This window comes from Rheinheimera sp. F8, from assembly GCF_001518915.1.
Genome location: NZ_CP013656.1, coordinates 2,620,657 through 2,639,238, shown reverse-complemented (window position 1 = coordinate 2,639,238; position 18,582 = coordinate 2,620,657). Strand labels below are relative to the sequence as shown.

At 52.9% G+C, this 18,582-nt stretch carries 14 protein-coding genes; 5 read left to right on the top strand and 9 right to left on the bottom strand.

Going from position 1 to position 18,582, the window contains the following annotated elements:
- The first annotated feature begins 155 nt into the window (after positions 1-155).
- The 4 genes from ATY27_RS11790 to ATY27_RS11775 all read left to right on the top strand — a co-directional run bounded on the left by ATY27_RS11790 (position 156) and on the right by ATY27_RS11775 (position 4,717).
- Positions 156-686 (top strand): energy transducer TonB, encoded by a 531-nt coding sequence (locus ATY27_RS11790; RefSeq protein ID WP_208930840.1) that lies wholly within the window; start codon positions 156-158, stop codon positions 684-686.
- Between the two features lie 16 nt (positions 687-702).
- Complete coding sequence (locus tag ATY27_RS11785) at positions 703-1,239, top strand: energy transducer TonB (protein ID WP_208930839.1); 537 nt, start codon at positions 703-705, stop codon at positions 1,237-1,239.
- A gap of 305 nt (positions 1,240-1,544) precedes the next feature.
- Positions 1,545-3,464 (top strand): amylosucrase, encoded by a 1,920-nt coding sequence (locus ATY27_RS11780; protein ID WP_208930838.1) that lies wholly within the window; start codon positions 1,545-1,547, stop codon positions 3,462-3,464.
- Between the two features lie 137 nt (positions 3,465-3,601).
- Positions 3,602-4,717 (top strand): Gfo/Idh/MocA family oxidoreductase, encoded by a 1,116-nt coding sequence (locus tag ATY27_RS11775; RefSeq protein ID WP_208930837.1) that lies wholly within the window; start codon positions 3,602-3,604, stop codon positions 4,715-4,717.
- Positions 4,718-4,719: 2 nt separating this feature from the next.
- Here the strand turns inward: ATY27_RS11775 and ATY27_RS11770 are convergent, their stop codons facing one another.
- From ATY27_RS11770 to ATY27_RS11730, 9 genes are all read right to left on the bottom strand, one after another.
- Positions 4,720-5,589, bottom strand: a complete 870-nt coding sequence (locus ATY27_RS11770; RefSeq protein ID WP_208930836.1) for a hypothetical protein — start codon at positions 5,587-5,589, stop codon at positions 4,720-4,722.
- A 78-nt stretch (positions 5,590-5,667) separates the two neighbouring features.
- Positions 5,668-7,782 carry a glycoside hydrolase family 97 protein gene (locus tag ATY27_RS11765; RefSeq protein WP_208930835.1) on the bottom strand — a complete coding sequence of 705 codons (2,115 nt, stop codon included), beginning with the start codon at positions 7,780-7,782 and terminating at the stop codon, positions 5,668-5,670.
- Between the two features lie 18 nt (positions 7,783-7,800).
- On the bottom strand, positions 7,801-9,363 hold the full coding sequence (locus tag ATY27_RS11760) for a tryptophan halogenase family protein (protein ID WP_208930834.1): 1,563 nt from the start codon (positions 9,361-9,363) through the stop codon (positions 7,801-7,803).
- A 3-nt stretch (positions 9,364-9,366) separates the two neighbouring features.
- Complete coding sequence (locus ATY27_RS11755) at positions 9,367-10,884, bottom strand: tryptophan halogenase family protein (RefSeq protein WP_208930833.1); 1,518 nt, start codon at positions 10,882-10,884, stop codon at positions 9,367-9,369.
- 167 nt (positions 10,885-11,051) lie between these two features.
- Positions 11,052-13,973: a TonB-dependent receptor gene (locus ATY27_RS11750; RefSeq protein ID WP_208930832.1), complete on the bottom strand. Its 2,922-nt coding sequence runs from the start codon at positions 13,971-13,973 to the stop codon at positions 11,052-11,054.
- A 401-nt stretch (positions 13,974-14,374) separates the two neighbouring features.
- Positions 14,375-15,148 (bottom strand): hypothetical protein, encoded by a 774-nt coding sequence (locus ATY27_RS11745; RefSeq protein WP_208930831.1) that lies wholly within the window; start codon positions 15,146-15,148, stop codon positions 14,375-14,377.
- A 12-nt stretch (positions 15,149-15,160) separates the two neighbouring features.
- Positions 15,161-15,565 (bottom strand): acyl-CoA thioesterase, encoded by a 405-nt coding sequence (locus tag ATY27_RS11740; RefSeq protein ID WP_244151284.1) that lies wholly within the window; start codon positions 15,563-15,565, stop codon positions 15,161-15,163.
- Positions 15,566-15,603: 38 nt separating this feature from the next.
- Positions 15,604-16,809 (bottom strand): SAM-dependent methyltransferase, encoded by a 1,206-nt coding sequence (locus ATY27_RS11735; RefSeq protein ID WP_208930829.1) that lies wholly within the window; start codon positions 16,807-16,809, stop codon positions 15,604-15,606.
- Between the two features lie 93 nt (positions 16,810-16,902).
- A complete protein-coding gene (locus ATY27_RS11730; RefSeq protein ID WP_208930828.1) occupies positions 16,903-17,802 on the bottom strand; it encodes a hypothetical protein in 900 nt (299 codons plus the stop codon).
- Positions 17,803-17,974: 172 nt separating this feature from the next.
- On the opposite strand from ATY27_RS11730, the gene ATY27_RS11725 reads away from it, so the two are divergent.
- The gene (locus ATY27_RS11725; protein ID WP_208930827.1) at positions 17,975-18,574 is read left to right on the top strand and encodes a DUF2799 domain-containing protein; all 600 of its coding nucleotides are present in this window, start codon (positions 17,975-17,977) and stop codon (positions 18,572-18,574) included.
- Positions 18,575-18,582: the final 8 nt, after the last annotated feature.

Genomic DNA, 18,582 nt, shown 5'->3' with positions numbered 1-18,582 from the left:
ATGAACAGACAGGCTCATTTTTTCTTCCCTGCAGGTCGGGCCGATATCGTTCTGCTGACAAAATTCTGTAACCCTCCCCGAAACAAACTTGCTTTTTTTCAATCGTCTACGATAACCTCGACACCCAGATGTTTCAATAACAAGGACTGTTTAGCATGCGACTCTTTCTCAGAACTTCCGTCGTTTTATGTTTAGCCGGACTTGGTGCCTGCAGCAGCACGACCTCAGCTCCGGTTGCGACTGAGGCCGCTGCAACTAACACCAGCCTGTACGCAGCACTGCCGGTAACCGACGCAGAATTGTTAAAACCCCAGTGGCAGCTATTAAAACGCTTTGAGCCCAGGTACCCAATCGAAGAAGCAATAAAAGGCCGCAATGGCTGTGCCACGGTCGAGTACGTCATCACACCGGATTATCAAATCAAAGATCTGCGTGTGGTCAGCGCCACCAGTAAGCATTTTGCCAAAGAATCGTTGACGCAGGTAAAACGCTGGCGCTGGCAGGAGTTACCCGCCGGCCTCTTGCATACGCCGCTGAAAACCAGCACCCGCTTTGAATATTGTGTATCCAGCAAAGTGGGTCCTGACGATGAATGTAACCGGGCCCTGATGCAACAAAACACCGAATGCACAGGCACCGACGTGCAGACATCCGTCGGCTATCGTATTCGCAAAAAGGTTCCGTAACATCAGGATGTTTCAAATGCGCACATTTAATCGTTTGACCAGTTTCAGTATTTTTATGCTGCTCGTGGCTGGCTGCACCAGTACCGGCAAACCAGCCAAAGTCAGTCCCTATGCCAACTTGCCACTGACTGAAGCTGTGTTGTTGCAACCCAAATGGCAGGCGATGCAACGGACCGAGCCGAAGTATCCTATTGAAGATGCCAAGGCGGGCAATAACAGCGGCTGTGCCACAGTTGAATATGTCATTACGCCGGATTATCAAATCAAAGATTTGCGCCTGGTCACAGCGACCAGCAGATACTTTGGTAAAGAAGCGCTGTCACAGGTCAAACGCTGGGACTGGCAGCAGCTGCCAGCCGGCCTGTTAACTGCACCAGTTAAAACCAGTACCCGTTTTGAATACTGCATGTCGACAGCAACATTACCGGCCACCAATTGTTTTGAAACAAAGATGCGGGAAAACACCCGTTGCAGCGGCGAAGACGTCAAAACCAGTATTGGGTTTGTCATCCGCCGCCCTGGGCCGGCCAAACATCTCAACCCTCCGATATAAGCAGCGACCCTCGGGCGGGTATCAGACTTACCCGCTCTGTTGCCCTGGCTGTTGATACGCGGCTCCCCCGCTGCCTGCCTGTTTACCACTGTGTGATCCAATAGCAATAAATACGCAGAAATCCACGTTTTACATTCGGTCTGACTGGCCCTTGCACTTTTTTCTAAATCGATTAAGATTATGCTGTACGCCAGTTATAAACTGATGTAAAACTAAACGATAACGATTCGCTGTGCCTGACACAGTGCGATCGCCACACAATAAATAGAAAGCGTGCCGACAAGGCAAGAAACGGACCAGACGATATGCCAAACACTATTGCCCAGTTGCTGGCTGAGCCGGCATTGCTGCAGCGTGAAGCGGAGATCCTGCTCAAACGCCACAGCGCCAGCTTAAAAACCGCCGCCAAATCCAGCTGGCCGGCTTTACAACCGCGTTTGGCGCAAGTGCTGCCAGAACTGCTGGGGCTCTATCTGCAACTCTATGGCGATTTGTTTGACTGTTATTATCAGCTGGAGCAGCTGCTGAAACTGCTGGCAAAAAGCGCGGCGCAGCGGCCGGAATATCTGCAGGCCGAAGACGCCGCGCCGCAACACTGGCACAAAAGTAACCAGGCGCTGGGTTCTGCCTGTTACGTTGATTTATTTGCCGGCGATTTCGACGGCTTAAAACAGCGTATTCCTTATTTAAAACAAACCGGTATCAATTATCTGCACCTGATGCCGCTGTTTAAAGCACCAGAGCCAAACAGTGACGGCGGTTATGCCGTGTCGGACTACCGCAGCACCATGCCAACCCTTGGCACTATGGCGCAGTTATCCAGTCTGATGCAGGAATTGCATCAGCAGGGCATCCGGCCTGTACTGGATTTTGTTTTTAACCACACCTCCGATGAACACCGCTGGGCGGAAAAAGCCAAAGCCGGCGACCCGGCTTATCGCGACTATTATTTTTTCCTGACCGAAGCCGAGCGTGACCGCTACGCGCCGACGCTGCGCGAAATTTTCCCGGAGATCCGTCGTGGTTGTTTTACCCAGGATAAAGCCTCGGGCCTTTGGGTCTGGACCACTTTTAACAGCTTCCAATGGGACCTGAATTACGCCAATCCGGCGGTGTTCAGCGCGATGGCCGAAGAGATGTTGTTTCTCGCCAACCAAGGCGCAGCAGTTTTACGCCTCGATGCGCTGGCCTTTGTCTGGAAAGAAGCCGGCACCGGCTGCGAAAACCTGCCCAAAGCGCATTTATTGATCAAAGCATTTAATGCGGTGGCGCGGATCGCAGCGCCAGCGTTGCAGTTTAAATCCGAAGCCATAGTCCATCCGGACGAAGTGGTGAAATACATTGCGCCCAACGAATGCCAGCTGTCCTATAACCCGCTGCTGATGGCGCTGCTGTGGAATTCCTTAGCAACGCGCAAGACCCGGCTTTTGACCGAATCCCTGCAACGGCGTTTTGCCATAGATCCGCATTGCAGCTGGGTCAATTACATCCGCTGCCACGACGACATTGGCTGGACCTTTGACGACAATATCGCCTGGCAGCTGGGGATGAATCCGGATCACCACCGCCAGTTCCTCAATCATTTTTATTCCGGCCAGTTCCCCGGCAGTTTTGCCAGCGGGGTGCCGTTTCAGCAAAATCCGCTGACCGGCGACTGCCGCGTGGCTGGCATGCTGGCGTCCTTAGCCGGCGTCGACAAAGCCGAAGCTGAACAAAATCAGCAACATCTGCAGCATGCGTTGGCGCGCATTTACCTGCTGAACAGCATCATCCTCAGTATCGGCGGTTTGCCGCTGCTGTATATGGGCGATGAACTGGGCCTGCGTAATGACTACAGCTATGTGAATGATCCGGCGAAAAAGGACGACAGCCGCTGGGTCAACCGCGTTGCGGTCACAGCAGCACAGCTGGCTGAAGCAGCTCAGCCGGAAACTTTGTCTGGCCGCATTTACCAGCAATTGCAGCATTTGGTGAAAACCCGTGCCTCTTTGCCGGTCCTCGGCGACGGCACCACCCGGATCTTAACCAGCGACAATCCACATCTGTTTAGTTTTGAGCGGGAACAACACGGCCAACGGCTGCGCGTTGTCGCTAATTTCAGCGAACATCCGCAATACTGGCACGGCGAAAATGGCCTGACATTTACTGATAAGCTAACCGGCGCAACAGTGAAATCAGGTGCTGTGCCGCTGACGGCCTATCAGGTGCTGTGGCTGATCAGCTAACGATGCATGACGTACTACAACCAAAAGCGCCGGCGCCAACAAGCCGGCGCTGTTGTTTCAAGGCGTGAAACAAGGGACAAACCCGCGGAGGACCGGTATGATCGTTATCAATTGCCACACTGCTGCCGGAGCGCCTGATGATAAAAACTGCTGTGATTGGATTTGGCCTGTCGGCCCGGGTGTTCCACCTGCCTTTTATCGCCAGCTCTGCACAATTTGAGTTGACTGGCATCAGCACCTCACAGTCGGACGCGGCACAGTGCTGGCCTGACGTGCGGATTTTCCCGGATGCCGACAGCCTGCTCCAACACAGCGACGCCAGCCTGATTGTGATCACGGCGCCAAACCGCGCGCACTTCAGCCTGGCCAAAACAGCGCTGCTTTCCGGTAAAGATGTATTGGTGGAAAAGCCATTGGCGGTGACGGCTGCAGAAGCTATAGAGCTGCAAGTATTGGCGGAGCAGCTGCAGCGCAAGCTTGCCGTGTTTCATAACCGGCGTTTTGATGATGATTTTATAGCGCTGCAACAGCTGGTGCGGTCTGAAAATCTTGGCACTGTGCAGCTGATGTATTCCAGATTCGACCGTTTCAGGCCCACAGTACAAGCCCGCTGGAAAGAATCGGCGGAACCCGGTAACGGCGTTTTGTATGACTTAGCACCACATTTATTGGATCAGACCATTGCGCTGTTTGGTAAACCTGATGCCATCACGGCCAGTTGCCAATGCCTGCGTACTCACGACAGTGCGACGGGCGCTATCGACGCATTTCAGCTGCGGCTCGATTATGCACCGAAGCCGGCAGTCACGGCAGAAACAGCGACTGGCATTACCAGTCCAGCCACACCGGCACGGCAGGTGCTGTTAAGTTCATCGCCTTATTGCGCCCATCCGGCGCCACGGTTTGAACTACACGGCAATGGTGGTAGTTTTATCAGTTACCGGCTGGACCCGCAGGAGCAAATCCTGCGCGACGCGCTGCTGCAAAACCCTGCTACTCCTACCGCGGTTTTTACCTCCGCTGCCTGGCAGCAGCGTACTGATGGCCGTTTCGGTGAGATCTGGCGTGCAACCGGACCTGAGACCATCTCGTTTCCAGCCAGCGACTACGCTGATTTTTATCAGCAACTGGCGCTTTTTTTGCGCGACAAAGCCCCGGCACCGGTACCACTGGCCGAGGCAATTTTAGGGCTGGAACTGATCGAGTTGGCATTACAAAGCAGCCGCGAGCAACGTACTATTACAATGAGCTGACTTTATTCATCCGGGGCCAGCAAGTGCGGTAAGAATTGCGCTTTGCGTTTCCAGAATATCAGGCCGTCGCTGCCTTGCTCCAAAGCGCCATAACTCAAATATTCAATACCTTGCAACCAGGGCGTTTGGCGTGTCAGCAACAGTTCGACCACCTGCTGATGCAACAAACTCATCACGCCGTGCCGCTGATACTGTGCATGCCCCATCAGTTCAGCGTAACGCAGCATGTTGCCAATCCGGTGCAGCCGGGCATAAGCCAGCAACTGCTGATCCGTGGTCACGGCACCTTGCTGATATCCGGCCAGCGGCCTGAACACACCGACATACAGATCCCAATGTTCGGCCTGAACCGGCAGTTGCAGGGGTTGCAGATCGGCCGGCGCCCCACCGAGATCAGCAAGCTGCAAAGTAAATGCATCCAGCACCGGGCCAAAAGCCCTGATCTTGCGTGAACGGCGGATCTCAAGCAAATCAGGGGTATAATTGGCGCTCATAAATGGCTGTGCGATAAGGCCAGCGCGGTGCGCTTTGTCCGCTTCCCGCCAGAAATTACCGGCGTTTTTCTTTAATTGCCGGTTGAACGCTGCCGCGTCTGAATATTGATGCAGTGGCAGCAACATCGCGATGCCGCCGTGCTGCGGCCGCCCGGCATGCAAAAACTGCTGATAATAACGCTGATAACGCCGGATTAACGGCGATTCACCGCCCTGACTGCCTTGCAGTTGTAACTGTGCCACCGGCAACAGAGGCAGCTCTAGCGCCGGACTAAAACTTTGCAAGCGTTTTGGCCGACGCCGCCGGAACCATAAAGGTTCCAGCTGTTGCGTGTACCATTTACTGAGCGCTGACGTGAACTTCGCAAAAATAGCCAACACAACATCCTGTACGCGAAAAAACCTGATCCTAAAGTGCTGCCGGCAATAACTCAATCACTGAGTGCTGATCGCACTTTAGCGCGGGATCAGTTCCAGCGCAGCACCGCCACCCGACGCCAGCTGCAGTGTCAGCACATCTTTGCTGCTGACTTGCCGGCGCTGAATCTGATACGCCATCGGGTTGGTTTGCCAATGAGCATCTGCAGCGTCCTGATAGATCACCAAATCGTAACTGCGATTTTTGTCCAGAAACTGCAGTGGCAGTTGCAGCGTGCGCGCCTGTTCGTTGCTGGTGGCGCCGACAAACCAGCGTTCAGAATGTTTGTCCTGCCGCGCCATCACCAGGTATTGACCGATTTTTCCGTCGAGCGCCATGCTTTGCCGCCAGTCAGTCGGCACCGCATCGATAAAGGCAAAGGCCGGATGCAGCTTGCCGCCAGGGGCATAATTTTCCGGTAAATCCGCCACCATTTGCAGCGGGCTATACAGCGTGACATACAGCGCCAGCTGATTGGCCAGAGTGCTGGGCACCCGGTTATTCGGCCTGTGCTTCTGGTAATTGAAGTTAAAAATACCGGGCGTAAAATCAATGGGCCCCGACAAACCGCGGGTAAAAGGAATGATCACGGTATGATTGGGCAAATTGCCGCTATCCGGACTGCCGCCGTTGTACTCCATGCCGCGCACCGACTCCCGTGTCATCAGATTTGGGTAAGTCCGGCTTAAGCCGGTGTCTTTGACCGTTTCATGCGCATTGACCATCACCTGATGCGCCGCTGCAGTATCGACCACTTTTTTAAAGTGCCGCACCATGAACTGGCCGTCATGCCATTCGCGCCCATCCAGCCGTTTGCCGACATACCCCATCTTGACGCTATGCACACTAAGACGCTGGTAATACTTAAACGCATCAGCCATTTGCTGCTCGTAATAACTGATGCCGGCCGCCGTTTCATGATGACCAATCAATTCCACACCTTTGGCTTTGGCATAAGCGGCGACTTTGTCGATATCAAAACCTTTGACCGGCGCAGTGAAGCTGAACGTTGGCGGCCGCTGCCACCATTGCCCTTCCCAGCCCTGATTCCAGCCCTCAATTAACAAAGCATCAATGTCGTGTTTGCTGGCAAAATCAATATATTGCATAGCCCGCGCTGTGGTCGCGCCTTGCTTCGGACCCGGTGACCAGTCTTTTTCGCCGATGTGCATCTCCCACCAAATCCCCATGTATTTGCCGGGTTTGATGTAACTGGTGTCAGTACCGGCAGCCATCGGCTCGTTCAGGTTTAAGATCAGGCTGGAATTTAACAAGGCCGCTTCGGTCGGCGCGATTTGGATAGTGCGCCACGGGCTTTGAAATGGTGCTTTAGTATAAACCCGGTCCACCGCGGCAAAACTGTCTGTGCCGGTATTGGCGCCGGCATTCGCGCCGCCCCAGGGCATCAGGTCGGCTTTGAGAGTGATATGGTTGTCGGTGATATTGCGCAGCGTCATCGAGCTGTAATCGACCAGCGCGGCTTCATGCACGGCCACCGCAATGCCCTCATCAGTCAGCGTCAACGGCGTGTGCGCCACCGACACGCTCGACAGCGCCGAATTCATATACTGGTATTCAAAACTCAAGTTGCGGTAGGCTTCCACCCACCAGGCAGAGAAGTTGCGGGCAAAAGCAAATTCGGTCAGCTCGTCGCTGATCACCAGCTCACCGGCCAGCGCCGCTTGTGCCGGCACCTGATACCGAAACGCCACGCCATCATCAAAACTGCGAAATACCAGCGTGAATTGCCGACCCGGTGCTGCGCTTTCACGCAAGGTGAGCGTGATTTCGTTATAGTGGTCACGGATCTGCGCACGCTGGCCCCAGACCGGTTGCCACTGTGCATCATGACTGCGCGTGCTGACTTTGTTGGCCAGCAAGCCGGTTTTTAGCAGCGGTTGACCTTTAAAAGCAAGGCCCAGCACGGATGGCTTCAATACTGCTTTGCCGCGGTAACTAATCTGATAGGTCAGAGCATCTTGAGACAGCACTAACTCCAGCGCTATTTGTTTATCCGGTGACAGCAACTGCCAGCGATGTGGCTGCACCAGTTGCTCTTCGGCCTGCACCGGCAACAGACTTAGCAGTAGACTCAGCAGCGCCACGGCCTGCTTGAGCCACCAGCCACATCCCTTTGCTTGATAAAAAGCCATATCGCACTCCAAACGGTTTTAACGGGTCCACAACAGATGCTGCGGCTGAAAATTCAGGCTGCAGCCGTTGAAAAAGGCTGCCAGCTCCAGCTCAGTAAAAGCATCACTAACGTTTGCCGGTTGTGGTTGTCGCAGCGGCGGGAAGATGCCGTAACCGGCTAACAGACAGTGCCAGGACGTGGCGCCAAAGTGGCTGCCCGATTGCTGACGGCCCTGCTCTTGGCGGGATAGCTCCTGCGCCAAATCGCCCTGACGAAACCACACATCCAAAATTTGCCGCAGTGATTCCGATAACTGCATATTGCTGCTATTGGCGCGCCAGTAATGGCTGTCGCTGCGGCTGCTGAGTTTGTAATGCGCGACGATATAGTCGCGCACCGCCTCAAAGCGCTGATGCACCTGGCGGTTGAATTCGGCTTGTCCTTCAGTAGAAAAATCAGCAAAGCTATCGATAAACTGCTCAATCGAACTTTGCACCAGATGCAGCGCTGTGGCTTCAAGCGGTTCGATAAAGCCTTGCGACAAACCAAGCGCCAGACAGTTTTTCTCCCAGCTGCGCGTCACCTGCCCGACTTTCATCTGCAGATGGCGCGCATTCACCTCACTATCGAGCAAACCCAAATGCTGACGTAATTCCAGCTCGGCGGCGTCTTTGGAGATAAAAGCCGAGCTGTAGACATAACCATTGCCGCTGCGATGGCGCAGCGGTATTTGCCAGGCCCAGCCGTTAGACAGCGCTGTGGCCTTGGTTTCCACCGGTGGAATCGCAAAAGCTTCTGTTGGCAGCACCACAGCCGCATCGTTAAACAGATTGCTGGCAAAAGACTCAAAAGGCACCTGCAGCGTCTGCTGCAATAAGTTGGCGCGAAAACCGGTGCAATCGATAAAAAAATCGGCGTCCAGCGTCTGGACAACTTTACTGTCGCCGTCTGCAATCTCGCCGGTCAGACTGGCAATGTGGCCATCCGGCAATTGATTGACTGCTGTCACAGTCAGCGCCTGATACTGCACGCCCATCGCTAAGGCCTTTTGTTTTAAAAACTGGCCCAATAATCCCGAGTCAAAGTGAAAACCATATTCGATGCGAAACGGGAAATTCGCCGGCGTCAGCGGTGCCAGCTGCTGCGCGGCCAAATAGCCATTGAGCAAGAATTTCTCCGGTGAAGTTTCCACTGCAAGCCCTAGCCGGCGCTTAAAACAATTGCTGTAAAACGCCGTTTCGCTGTGCAGATCCGGCTGAGAAATAAACGGATGGCTGTAGTCGGACCCGAGCCCCATCGCAGCAGCGGCCGGGCTCCAGTTCACAAAACGAATATTGGTTTTGTAAGTTGCCTGACAGGCCGGCATCCATTCGCTGTCGGCAATGCCAAGCTGCTGAAAAAAACGTTTCAGCGATGGCGTCGAACCTTCACCAACCCCAATAATGCCAATGTCGGGGGCTTCAATCAGCGTGATTTGCACCGGTCTTGTCTGTTCAGCCGCGGGCTTTAACCATTTGTGCGCAAACAGCAACGCCGCCATCCAGCCGGCGGTACCACCACCAACGATGGCAAAATGAAACGGAGGCAGGTTGCCACTCATGGCTCAGACTCCGCTGTAGCGGGCGAGAAATTCATCGTGCGACAGCATCTGTGTCAGTGGTTGCTGCTTGGCTTCCTGCACTTTACCAAGCGTGGCCATCAGTTCGCTGGTAGTCGGTACTTTGGCCGCCGGGTGATAATCGCGTGGCATAATGCCCTGCCCCAACATGACCTGGATCCAGCTGGCGTCGCGGAAAATATCGTTGTGATCATTAAACACCTGCGCCGACTCGCGAAACAGCGCCATTTTTTCCTGCAGCCGCGCTGGCACCGCCATATTGCGCATATCGCGCCAGAACCCGGAATCATCACGTTCATTGGCATGGTAATGCAGGATGATAAAATCACGGATGGTTTCAAATTCCTGTTTGGAATCGGCGTTGTAGTAGTCAACCACCGCATCGCTGATGCCCTGATTCGGGAACACTTTTAACAGCCGCACAATACCAGACTGGATCAAGTGAATACTGGTCGATTCCAACGGTTCGAGGAAGCCACTGGACAGGCCAATGGCGACGACATTTTTCGCCCATTGGTTGCTGGTCCGGCCGGTTTCAAACGAAATTTTGCGCGGCTCGGCCAGTGCTTTGCTGTCGAGGTTGCCCATTAACGTACTGTAAGCTTCGTCATCGCTTAAATAGGCGGAGCTATAAACAATGCCATTGCCGTTACGATGGGTCAGCGGAATGCGCCATTGCCAGCCGGCTTTATGCGCAATGCTGCGGGTGTAAGGCAAGGTCTTGTCAAAACGCTCACTGGGCACCGCTAAAGCGCTGTTGGCCGGCAGATATTTGGCCCAGGATTCATATTGCACACCGAGCGTCTGGCGAATTAACAACCCACGCAGGCCGGTGCAATCAACAAACAAATCGCCGTGGATTTTGCGCCCATCTTTCAGTTGCAGTGCTTCGATATCACCGGAGATACCATGTTGCTGCACCGCTTCAATCATGCCTTCGGTGCGTTTAACGCCAGCACTTTCTGCCATTTTTCGCAGAAACTGACCGTACAACGCTGAATCAAAGTGATAGGCATAAGGCATTTCGTACACCGGATTCGGTGTTTTGATGATATTAAATTTGCCGGCTTCGCAGCTCAGATAGTTTAAATCGTAGTCCCACAAGGATTGGGGCAAACCGGCTGCGCGGGCTCGCAGCCAATAATGCTGGAAATTACAAAAACCCAGGCTGGCGCCAGGTGCGCCGAACGTGTGGTAATAGCTCTCGCCCGGCTTGCGCCAGTTTTCAAATTTAATCGCCAGTTTCATCGTGGCGTGGGTGTCACGTAAAAAGGCTTTTTCATCAAGGCCAAGGTACTGGTTAAAAATCTGGATAGGCGGAATAGTTGCTTCGCCAACGCCGACAATGCCGATTTCTTCTGATTCAACCAATTCAATCTCGACGCTGTCCGCCAGCACTTTTTTCAGCAGTGCCGCTGTCATCCAGCCAGCCGTACCGCCACCGGCAATCACCACTTTACGGATTGGTTTGCCGGCTGAACCGGTTGCAGGTGTTTGATGCATAACAACTCCGTTGCAAAATAATATATGGGTCTGGACTCTGCCATCTAAAGTAAAGCCTAGACCAATACATTAAAAAAAGGCCTCAATACCAATAACTTATTGAGGCCTGCTACACAAGTCAGTTCACGAAGGGCATCGCCTGACCTGTGCCTCTACCGGGTCGCTTATCAATAAAACGCGTAGTTCACGTTCAACATGTAGGTTGGACCAAACTGGCGACGGGTGGTGACAATGCCGTCATCGTTGACCGTTTCTTCGTCGACATCAGTCAGGTTGGTGCCCTGCAGTGAAACGCGCAGACCGTGCAGCGAGGTGAAATTGCTTTCAGAGAAGTCGTAACTGATTTGCGCATCCACCAGCGTCACGCCATTACGGCTCGCAGTAGAAATTTTGTTCGAACCACCGCGCTCGTAGGTCAGGAAGTCAGAACGGTCAGTCCCGGCTACCCGCACTTCGAAGCCATTTTTCTCGTAGTACGCCGTTAACGAGAACATTTTGTCAGACTGGCCAGGGATCCGGCTGCCGTCATTCAGTTTCGCGTCAATTAACGTGCCTGACGTGGCCACACCAAAACCTTCCAGCAGGTCCGAGAACTTGCTGAATGGCACGTTGGCGGTCACTTCGACACCATGCACACGGCCGGTCAGACCATCTTCAAAGTAAGAGAAATAACCATAATTCGGCGGTGTGACTTTCGCGCCGGCAGCGTAGAAGATGTCTGCCGGGCCATAGTTACCGGCCTGGTCAATGATGCGGTCATGGAAGCCAGGGATAAAATAGTTGGCGCCACTGTTGGTTTCATCATTGGTGAAGTTCAGCAGTTTGTTGCCGTCACGGGTCCAGTTCACTAAGTCTTTGTAGAAGGCTGTGACAGACAGGTAACCTTCTTCCTCAAAGTAGCTTTCAAATGCCAGGTCGAAATTGTTGGCTTCCAGTGGTTTTAACAGCGGGTTACCGGCAAATTTTGACCATGGCGAACCGTAGGTTTCCACTGCAGCAGTGCTGTTTGGAATAGCAATCAGGTCGATGTTCTGGTCGAACTTAACAAAACCGGATGCTTTCATCTGGTCGATACGGGCACGGCTGATGGTTTTGTTGGCGGCAAAACGGACGAAGTTATTGTCCGACACTTCCATACTCAAGTTCAGGCTTGGCAGCACGTGGCTGTAGCTGTCGCCCTGTTCGGTGATACAGTCTGCATCGACTTGTTTGTCGCTGTTGTCATCACAGACTGCAAAATTGGCACCCACTACTCCAATGAAACCGCTGGAAGACTGATCCGTTTTGACGTACTGCATACCGACATTACCGGTTACCGGCAGGCCAGCAAACTGCGTTTCAAAATCCGACTTGAAGTAAAGGGTCGTGACTTCTTCATTCACTTCGTAAGAATCACCCAGACGATCCGGCTCTAACAAGCCTGCGTCATTCAGTTTATAGGTGCCGTCGTTGTATGGCGCGAAACCATCATAGGCAACGACCTGGCCCAGACCCGCCCAGCTTAAATCCGCCAGACCGTTGTATAAGTACTTGGCTGGAATAGCAGTGGAGAACGGATATGATGTCGCCGTCGCGAAGAAACCTTTGTTATCTTTGTCTTTGAAACGATCAGAATAATTCACGCCAACCGTCAGTTTGTTAAAGATACTGAGTTCGATGTTACCCACACCTTCTAAGCGGTAGGTTTTCAGTTCTTCACTGAAATCGGCGTAGTTCAGGAAGCCATCCTGTGCGTTGAAGTAGCTGTACGGGTCGCCGTTTGCTTGTTTCACGTTGGTGGCAAACTGGCTGGCAATATTCGCCATACCACCGCCCCACACCTGTGGACCGGTCAGTTGCAATGCTTTGGCATCAGAGAAAGCGCCAAGGCCAGTCAGTTTGGTGAAGAACACACCGTCCGGGCTCATAGTGAATTCACGTGAACCTAACTGCGACGAGTTCAGAGCGCCGGAGCGGGCTAAACCGGCATAAGACTCACCGCGTAAATCGCGTTTGCTGGATTCGCTGCTAGCCAGGTCTAATTCAACTTGCCAGTCATCATTCAGCTGATATTCGACGTTCAGACCAAAAGTCTGCAAATCACCGTCTTTTTTCAGCGGGTCGGTGCGCAGTACCGGATTGGCGCCCACTTGCGTCCCTTTGGTACTTGTACCGCTGCCCGTCACGTTGGCCGATGAAAACGGTTCAATAAAACCGCGCAGTACACCCGAGTCGGAATAATCGATATCCAGCACGTCAAACACAATGTTCAGTTTCTCGTTTGGCTGATACTGCAGCACGGTCGAAATAGTATCGCGCTCGAGCTTGGTGCTGATTGACGCGATGTCCAGACCTGTTGGCAATACCTGACCAGCCGCATTAGCGCTGTAGCCCCAGACACCGTATTTACGCTGGTTGTTTGGTGATTCCGTCGATGCCAGTGCCACAGCAAGACCTAAGGTGTCATCGGCAAATTTCTCGACAAAAGACAGCGCGTAACGTTTGCCTTTGTTATCAAATTCCGGGTTGTCAGAATCACGGCTATTCGATTCGTAGTTACCGTTCACGGTCAGCGTTTCTTTCGCCTGCAGTGGACGCACTGTGCGTAAATCGACGGTACCACCAATGCCCTGCACCATCAGTGTCGCATCTGTGGTTTTGTAAATCGTGGCGCCGGTCATGATTTCTGACGGGTACAGATCGTATTCAACACCGCGGTTGTCGCCGATCCCGATTAGTTCACGGCCGTTTAACGAGGTACCGGTGAAATCTTCTTTAAAGCCGCGCACCGAGATGCCGGAGGTGCGGCCGCCAACACGCTCACCGGCCAGGCCTGGCAACCGCGATAAAGATTCCGCAATCGATGAATCCGGTAACTTACCAATGTCTTCTGCTGAGATGGCTTCGACAATGGATGAGTTATCCATTTTTTCCGCCTGAGAACGGATCAACGAGCCGCGAATACCGCGCACTGCGATCACTTCGACTTCTTCACCAGATTTCGCCTGAGTGGCGGCAGCTTGTTGCTCTGCCGCGGTTGCAGACACCGACCAGATGGCGGACGAGACTGCGAGTGACAGTAACGCGGGTTTAAATAGTTGTGTTCTCATTTGGTTATCCCTTGTCGATTTGTGTTGCTTATAAGTGTGTTGTGTTTACTTAGATCTATCACTGCCTACGCGGCCAGGGCCTGAACAGTTTTGCACCGCCGCCGATGCTGCTGACTTTGTTGACCGCACCTTGCCATCAGCATCATGTTTAGCCAACCTTAATCGTTTAAGTTGCTTCGGCAAAAAAACAACATACTCAGCGTCACTGGATGTTGTTTTTATGCTTCAGTAATTTTGCAGCGTATGCGTCAAATACTTTCAACTTAATCGTTTTAGATCATCTAAAAAAAACAGTCAAGCCTGTTCGTAAAATAATCAGATAAAAATTTGAACTTTTTAAAATTGACTGCATTGAATCATGGCTTTGGCCACAGCCCGGACCACTTTGTTGATCTCTGACTTTAATGAGCTGGAGCTGACGGTTCAGCAATGTTGATTTTGAGCTGCTCGACTGTCTGCAGTTGATAACGGGTTTTCAGCAGAGCTATTTCACTTTGGTATTGCAGGAGAAACAGATCAAAGCGTCGCAACAGGTCGCCATGATCGCGGCTGGATAAATGAAATCCGACACTGGCGAGTGGCAGCCATCGGCCAATCTCCACAGCATCAGGCTGTCCAAGCTTGTTGAGCAAATGCCTGGCGACATGCCATTCGACATCGGCCGCATCCACGCGTTTTTTCAACAGCATTTGTAAGGCTGCAGTTGCATCGCTGACTTCAACCAGATTAAAGCTATAGTTTTGCTGCACGGCCAGCAGGTGGTCCGGGGTAAACCCGCGCGGAATAGCAATAGACCGGATAGCAGATAACTCTGTGTCCCCTTCCCCGCGCCGAACCACCGTAGAGCCAATAATACCGGTGAATGACTGACTAAAATACAGCGGTTGCGGCTCACCTTTGGCACTGTGCCACTGTGGATTGTCCGGATACACCAACTGGCAATCCGGATTATCCTGTAACCGCTTGACCGGCAGTGACAACAAGATGATTTTCACTCCGGTTTTAGCCGTAAAAAGAGCAAACAAATCAGCAGCATAACCACGACCTGGCAGATCACTGAAATCATAATGCGGGTAATAATCGATATTCTGCACGCAGATGCGCACTGATTCAGCACGGGCCGGCAACACGGCGCCTACCAACAACAACCATATGAGCAATCTGAATATCGTCATCAACGGACCTACCTAATCAGCGACCGCAGCCCATTGGCTGATAAAGTCCGGTACAAAAGGCCGCCCGCGGGCATTCAGCGCGGTGCCGGTGATTAATGCGTCCAGCATTAGTTTACCGTCACTACTGCGCAACACTTGCTGGCGAAAACCAAAGCGTACTTTAGACACCGGCTGATATTCGACTGTGACGATAAAACGATCGCCGCTTTGCAGCGATGCTTTGTAATCCATCTCAGAGCGGATCACCACCAGGTTAATTTTTTCCCGGGCCAGGGCGGCAAAATCAACACCCCGTGATAACAAATACTCGTGACGGGCGTGCTCCAGATAGTGAAAATAGACGGCATTGTTGACGATGCCCTGCATATCACACTCATAATCCCGCACTTTAAAATCCAGCGTAAACAAGTCGCTCATCAATATTATTTCCCTATCTATGCCAAACCTGGCTGTAATCAACGATTTAGCTGGTCGCCTAACAGACTTTCCAGACAATGCTCGCTGACGCCATAAAACTGCTTCAGTGCGCTGACCTGCGCCAACACCGCCTGTTGGCTGGCCGCTGACAGTGGCGTCTGGCGCTTAATCGCCAGGATCATTTTGTTTTTGCTGGTGTGTTCCAGCGCAATAAATTCAAACACCTGGGTATCGTAACCATGCGCTTCCAGCAGCAGCGCCCGGATGCCGTCTGTCAGCATTTCCGCTTCCTGGCCGAGGTGGATGCCATGTTGCAACAACGGTGATAACACGGCCGGACTATGCATCTGCGGCCGGACTTGCTTATGGCAACAGGGTGAACACATGATCACCGCGGCGCCGGCGCGGATCCCCATATGGATAGCATGGTCGGTAGCCGTATCACAGGCATGCAGCGCAATCATTACATCGAGGCCGGTACTTTGATAATGCTGCACATCGCCCTGCTCAAAGCGGATGCCGCTTTGGTTTAGCCGCGCCGCCGTGGTGTTACATAAATCCACCAGACTCTGGCGTAATTCGACACCAATCACAGCGCCCTTTATGCCAGTCTGCTGCAGATAATGTGCGATGGCAAACGTCAGATATGCTTTGCCAGACCCAAAATCAGCTACCTGCAGTTCCGGCCGCTGTACCAGACCACTCTCTTTCAGCGCTCTGGCAAAAATCTCGATAAACTTATTGATCTGCTTCCATTTTTTTTGCATGGTCGGCGCGATTTGGCCATCACTGCCATTGATACCCAGTTCGCGTAAAAATGGCGCCTGCGGGTCAATCCAACGTTGTTTTTCGCGGTTGTGCTGCTGTGGTTGCAGCTCTTGCTGCAGATTCGTTTTGCGTTTATTCAGCAGCACTTTGCCTTTTTTCGACATCGTCAGCTGGATCTCAAAGCCGTTACATTCCAGCAATGCCGCTTTAAATTGGGGGCCGAGCCATTCGCGCAGCAACGGTTGCAACGCTTGCAGCGACAGGTTTTTCGTCTGGTCAAAAGTTTTGTTTTCAAACAACACACTGAGCTGGGTGCCGGTTTTTAATAAAATCGGCCGGATCTGCAGCCGTTCCAGCTCCGCCTGTGGCCCTTCATAACGGGATAACACCAGACGCAGCAGCTGGTTTTGTGCAAATGCTGCAGAAAACTGCTGAATGAATTCAGACAGCTCAAAAGAAGTATCGGCTTGGGTCATCGGTATTATCCTGCAAATTGACCGCGGCTGAACAGCAGCTCTGCGCGCTCAGCAATCGCTTAAAGCCGCGCAGTATATCAGAAGGCGTCAGGTTCAGCGCGGCGGCGCTACGGTGATCTCCCGCTGCACCGCCGGCATGCTAAACCAATAAGCGGTCTGTTGCAGCGGCGTGTTGGCCGGCAATAATGGATTGTCCAAATGAAACACTAACGACTGGGCGAAACGACTAAGCGGAAACACCTGGCGGGCAATTTGATGCTGCTGTAAAAAACGCAATAACTCACCGCTTTGCGCCAATTGTTCCAGACCCTTTTCCAGTCGGCTGGCCAGCGTGTAATTATCCTTTTTGACAAAAAAGTACATGGCAAAAGGGTAATGCAATAACACGCTGCTGCTGAATTCCAGATCCGGGTATTGCAACTGAAAGGCTTTTTGCTCGACCGGGCCTTCAAAAATGCTGCGCGGGAAATAGTCACAACGCTCGCGGCGCAGCATTTCCAGCATCTGATCATGCCGCTCCGCGGTGATCACCTGCAGACCTGCGGCCCGCATGATGTCCGTGTCAGGCCATAATTCACCCTGACAAGCCGTCAGCCGCTTCAACTCGGTAAACTCGCTGATTTGCGCAAACGCCAGCCGGTCTACTTTACGGATCACAAATCCCCGCCAGCCAAGGCCCCCGCCAAGCAAAGGCACACGTACCGGTAACAGGTCACGCTCTAACTCCGGTGATGTACCGAAGTGATGTACATCAATAAAATCCTGTTTCATCAGCAAGTAACGGTAATCACCCAGCGGCGGCGGTGGCACCAGCTCCAGCCTTGCTGCGCCATATTCGGCGGCAGTGCGGTCGAGCACCAGCTGCAATAATTCGCGGTAATACACCACGCTGGCTTCTGCATTGGATTGCAGTCCGAGGATGCGGAGCGTCTGGACTGGTGCGGCGGCGAGCAATGGACTGCACAGCAGGATCAGGGCACATAAAAATCGCATCAAAAACTCCGGTTCACCATCCTCAGTTACTATAGTGGAGGCCATTGACAGCCGGCAAGCGACTCGCTCTGGTGGTACGTCTGTGCTGACCCTTTACAAAGCCGGACACCCTCGTTAGCATGCGGCGGGACCGGCATCGTTCTCTCGCCAGTGCTGGCATATAAGGATCAATATGTTACGTCAAATTATTCTCATCATGCTGACCAGTCAGCTGCTGGCCTGTGCCAGTATCAGCAAAAACGAATGTTTGTTGGGCGACTGGTATAGTCTTGGCGTCAACGATGGCAAAGCCGGTGAGCTCAGCAGTAAATTCCGTGAATATCAAAAAGACTGCGCCAAGCATGGCGTCACCCCAGATTTTAAAACCTATCAGCAGGGCCATAGCCAGGGCTTGGTTTTTTTCTGCGATTTTCCGCATGGCGAAGCCTGGGGGCGTGCCGGCAAGGATTACAACACCGCTTGTACCGGGCCGATGGAACCGGCATTTCGCAGTGGTTTTCAGCAAGGGCAACGCTGGTATAAAGCGAAAAAAGTGGTCGACGATATCGCCATGGCCATCAATGATCTGCAAAACCGCAATCTGACGCTGCGGGAAGATATTTATGCGATAAATCAGCGCATCGCCGTCGAACAAAACGCTTCGGCCCGGGCGGCGCTGTTAAATCAGGCCGACCGGCTGCGCTATCAGATGGAAGGCTACAATCAGGAAATCGGCCGGTTGCAGATCCGCATGGCGCAGGCAGAAGCCAATTTCGCGCCGCTCAATCGCTGATCCTCTGG

Excerpts from the sequence above, each read along its gene's own strand:
- ATY27_RS11790 (WP_208930840.1), top strand. The coding sequence starts at position 156 with ATGCGACTCTTTCTCAGAACTTCCGTCGTTTTATGTTTAGCCGGACTT.
- ATY27_RS11785 (WP_208930839.1), top strand. The coding sequence starts at position 703 with ATGCGCACATTTAATCGTTTGACCAGTTTCAGTATTTTTATGCTGCTC.
- ATY27_RS11780 (WP_208930838.1), top strand. The coding sequence starts at position 1,545 with ATGCCAAACACTATTGCCCAGTTGCTGGCTGAGCCGGCATTGCTGCAG.
- ATY27_RS11775 (WP_208930837.1), top strand. The coding sequence starts at position 3,602 with ATGATAAAAACTGCTGTGATTGGATTTGGCCTGTCGGCCCGGGTGTTC.
- ATY27_RS11765 (WP_208930835.1), bottom strand. The coding sequence starts at position 7,782 with ATGGCTTTTTATCAAGCAAAGGGATGTGGCTGGTGGCTCAAGCAGGCC.
- ATY27_RS11760 (WP_208930834.1), bottom strand. The coding sequence starts at position 9,363 with ATGAGTGGCAACCTGCCTCCGTTTCATTTTGCCATCGTTGGTGGTGGT.
- ATY27_RS11755 (WP_208930833.1), bottom strand. The coding sequence starts at position 10,884 with ATGCATCAAACACCTGCAACCGGTTCAGCCGGCAAACCAATCCGTAAA.
- ATY27_RS11750 (WP_208930832.1), bottom strand. The coding sequence starts at position 13,973 with ATGAGAACACAACTATTTAAACCCGCGTTACTGTCACTCGCAGTCTCG.
- ATY27_RS11745 (WP_208930831.1), bottom strand. The coding sequence starts at position 15,148 with ATGACGATATTCAGATTGCTCATATGGTTGTTGTTGGTAGGCGCCGTG.
- ATY27_RS11740 (WP_244151284.1), bottom strand. The coding sequence starts at position 15,565 with ATGAGCGACTTGTTTACGCTGGATTTTAAAGTGCGGGATTATGAGTGT.
- ATY27_RS11735 (WP_208930829.1), bottom strand. The coding sequence starts at position 16,809 with ATGACCCAAGCCGATACTTCTTTTGAGCTGTCTGAATTCATTCAGCAG.
- ATY27_RS11730 (WP_208930828.1), bottom strand. The coding sequence starts at position 17,802 with ATGCGATTTTTATGTGCCCTGATCCTGCTGTGCAGTCCATTGCTCGCC.
- ATY27_RS11725 (WP_208930827.1), top strand. The coding sequence starts at position 17,975 with ATGTTACGTCAAATTATTCTCATCATGCTGACCAGTCAGCTGCTGGCC.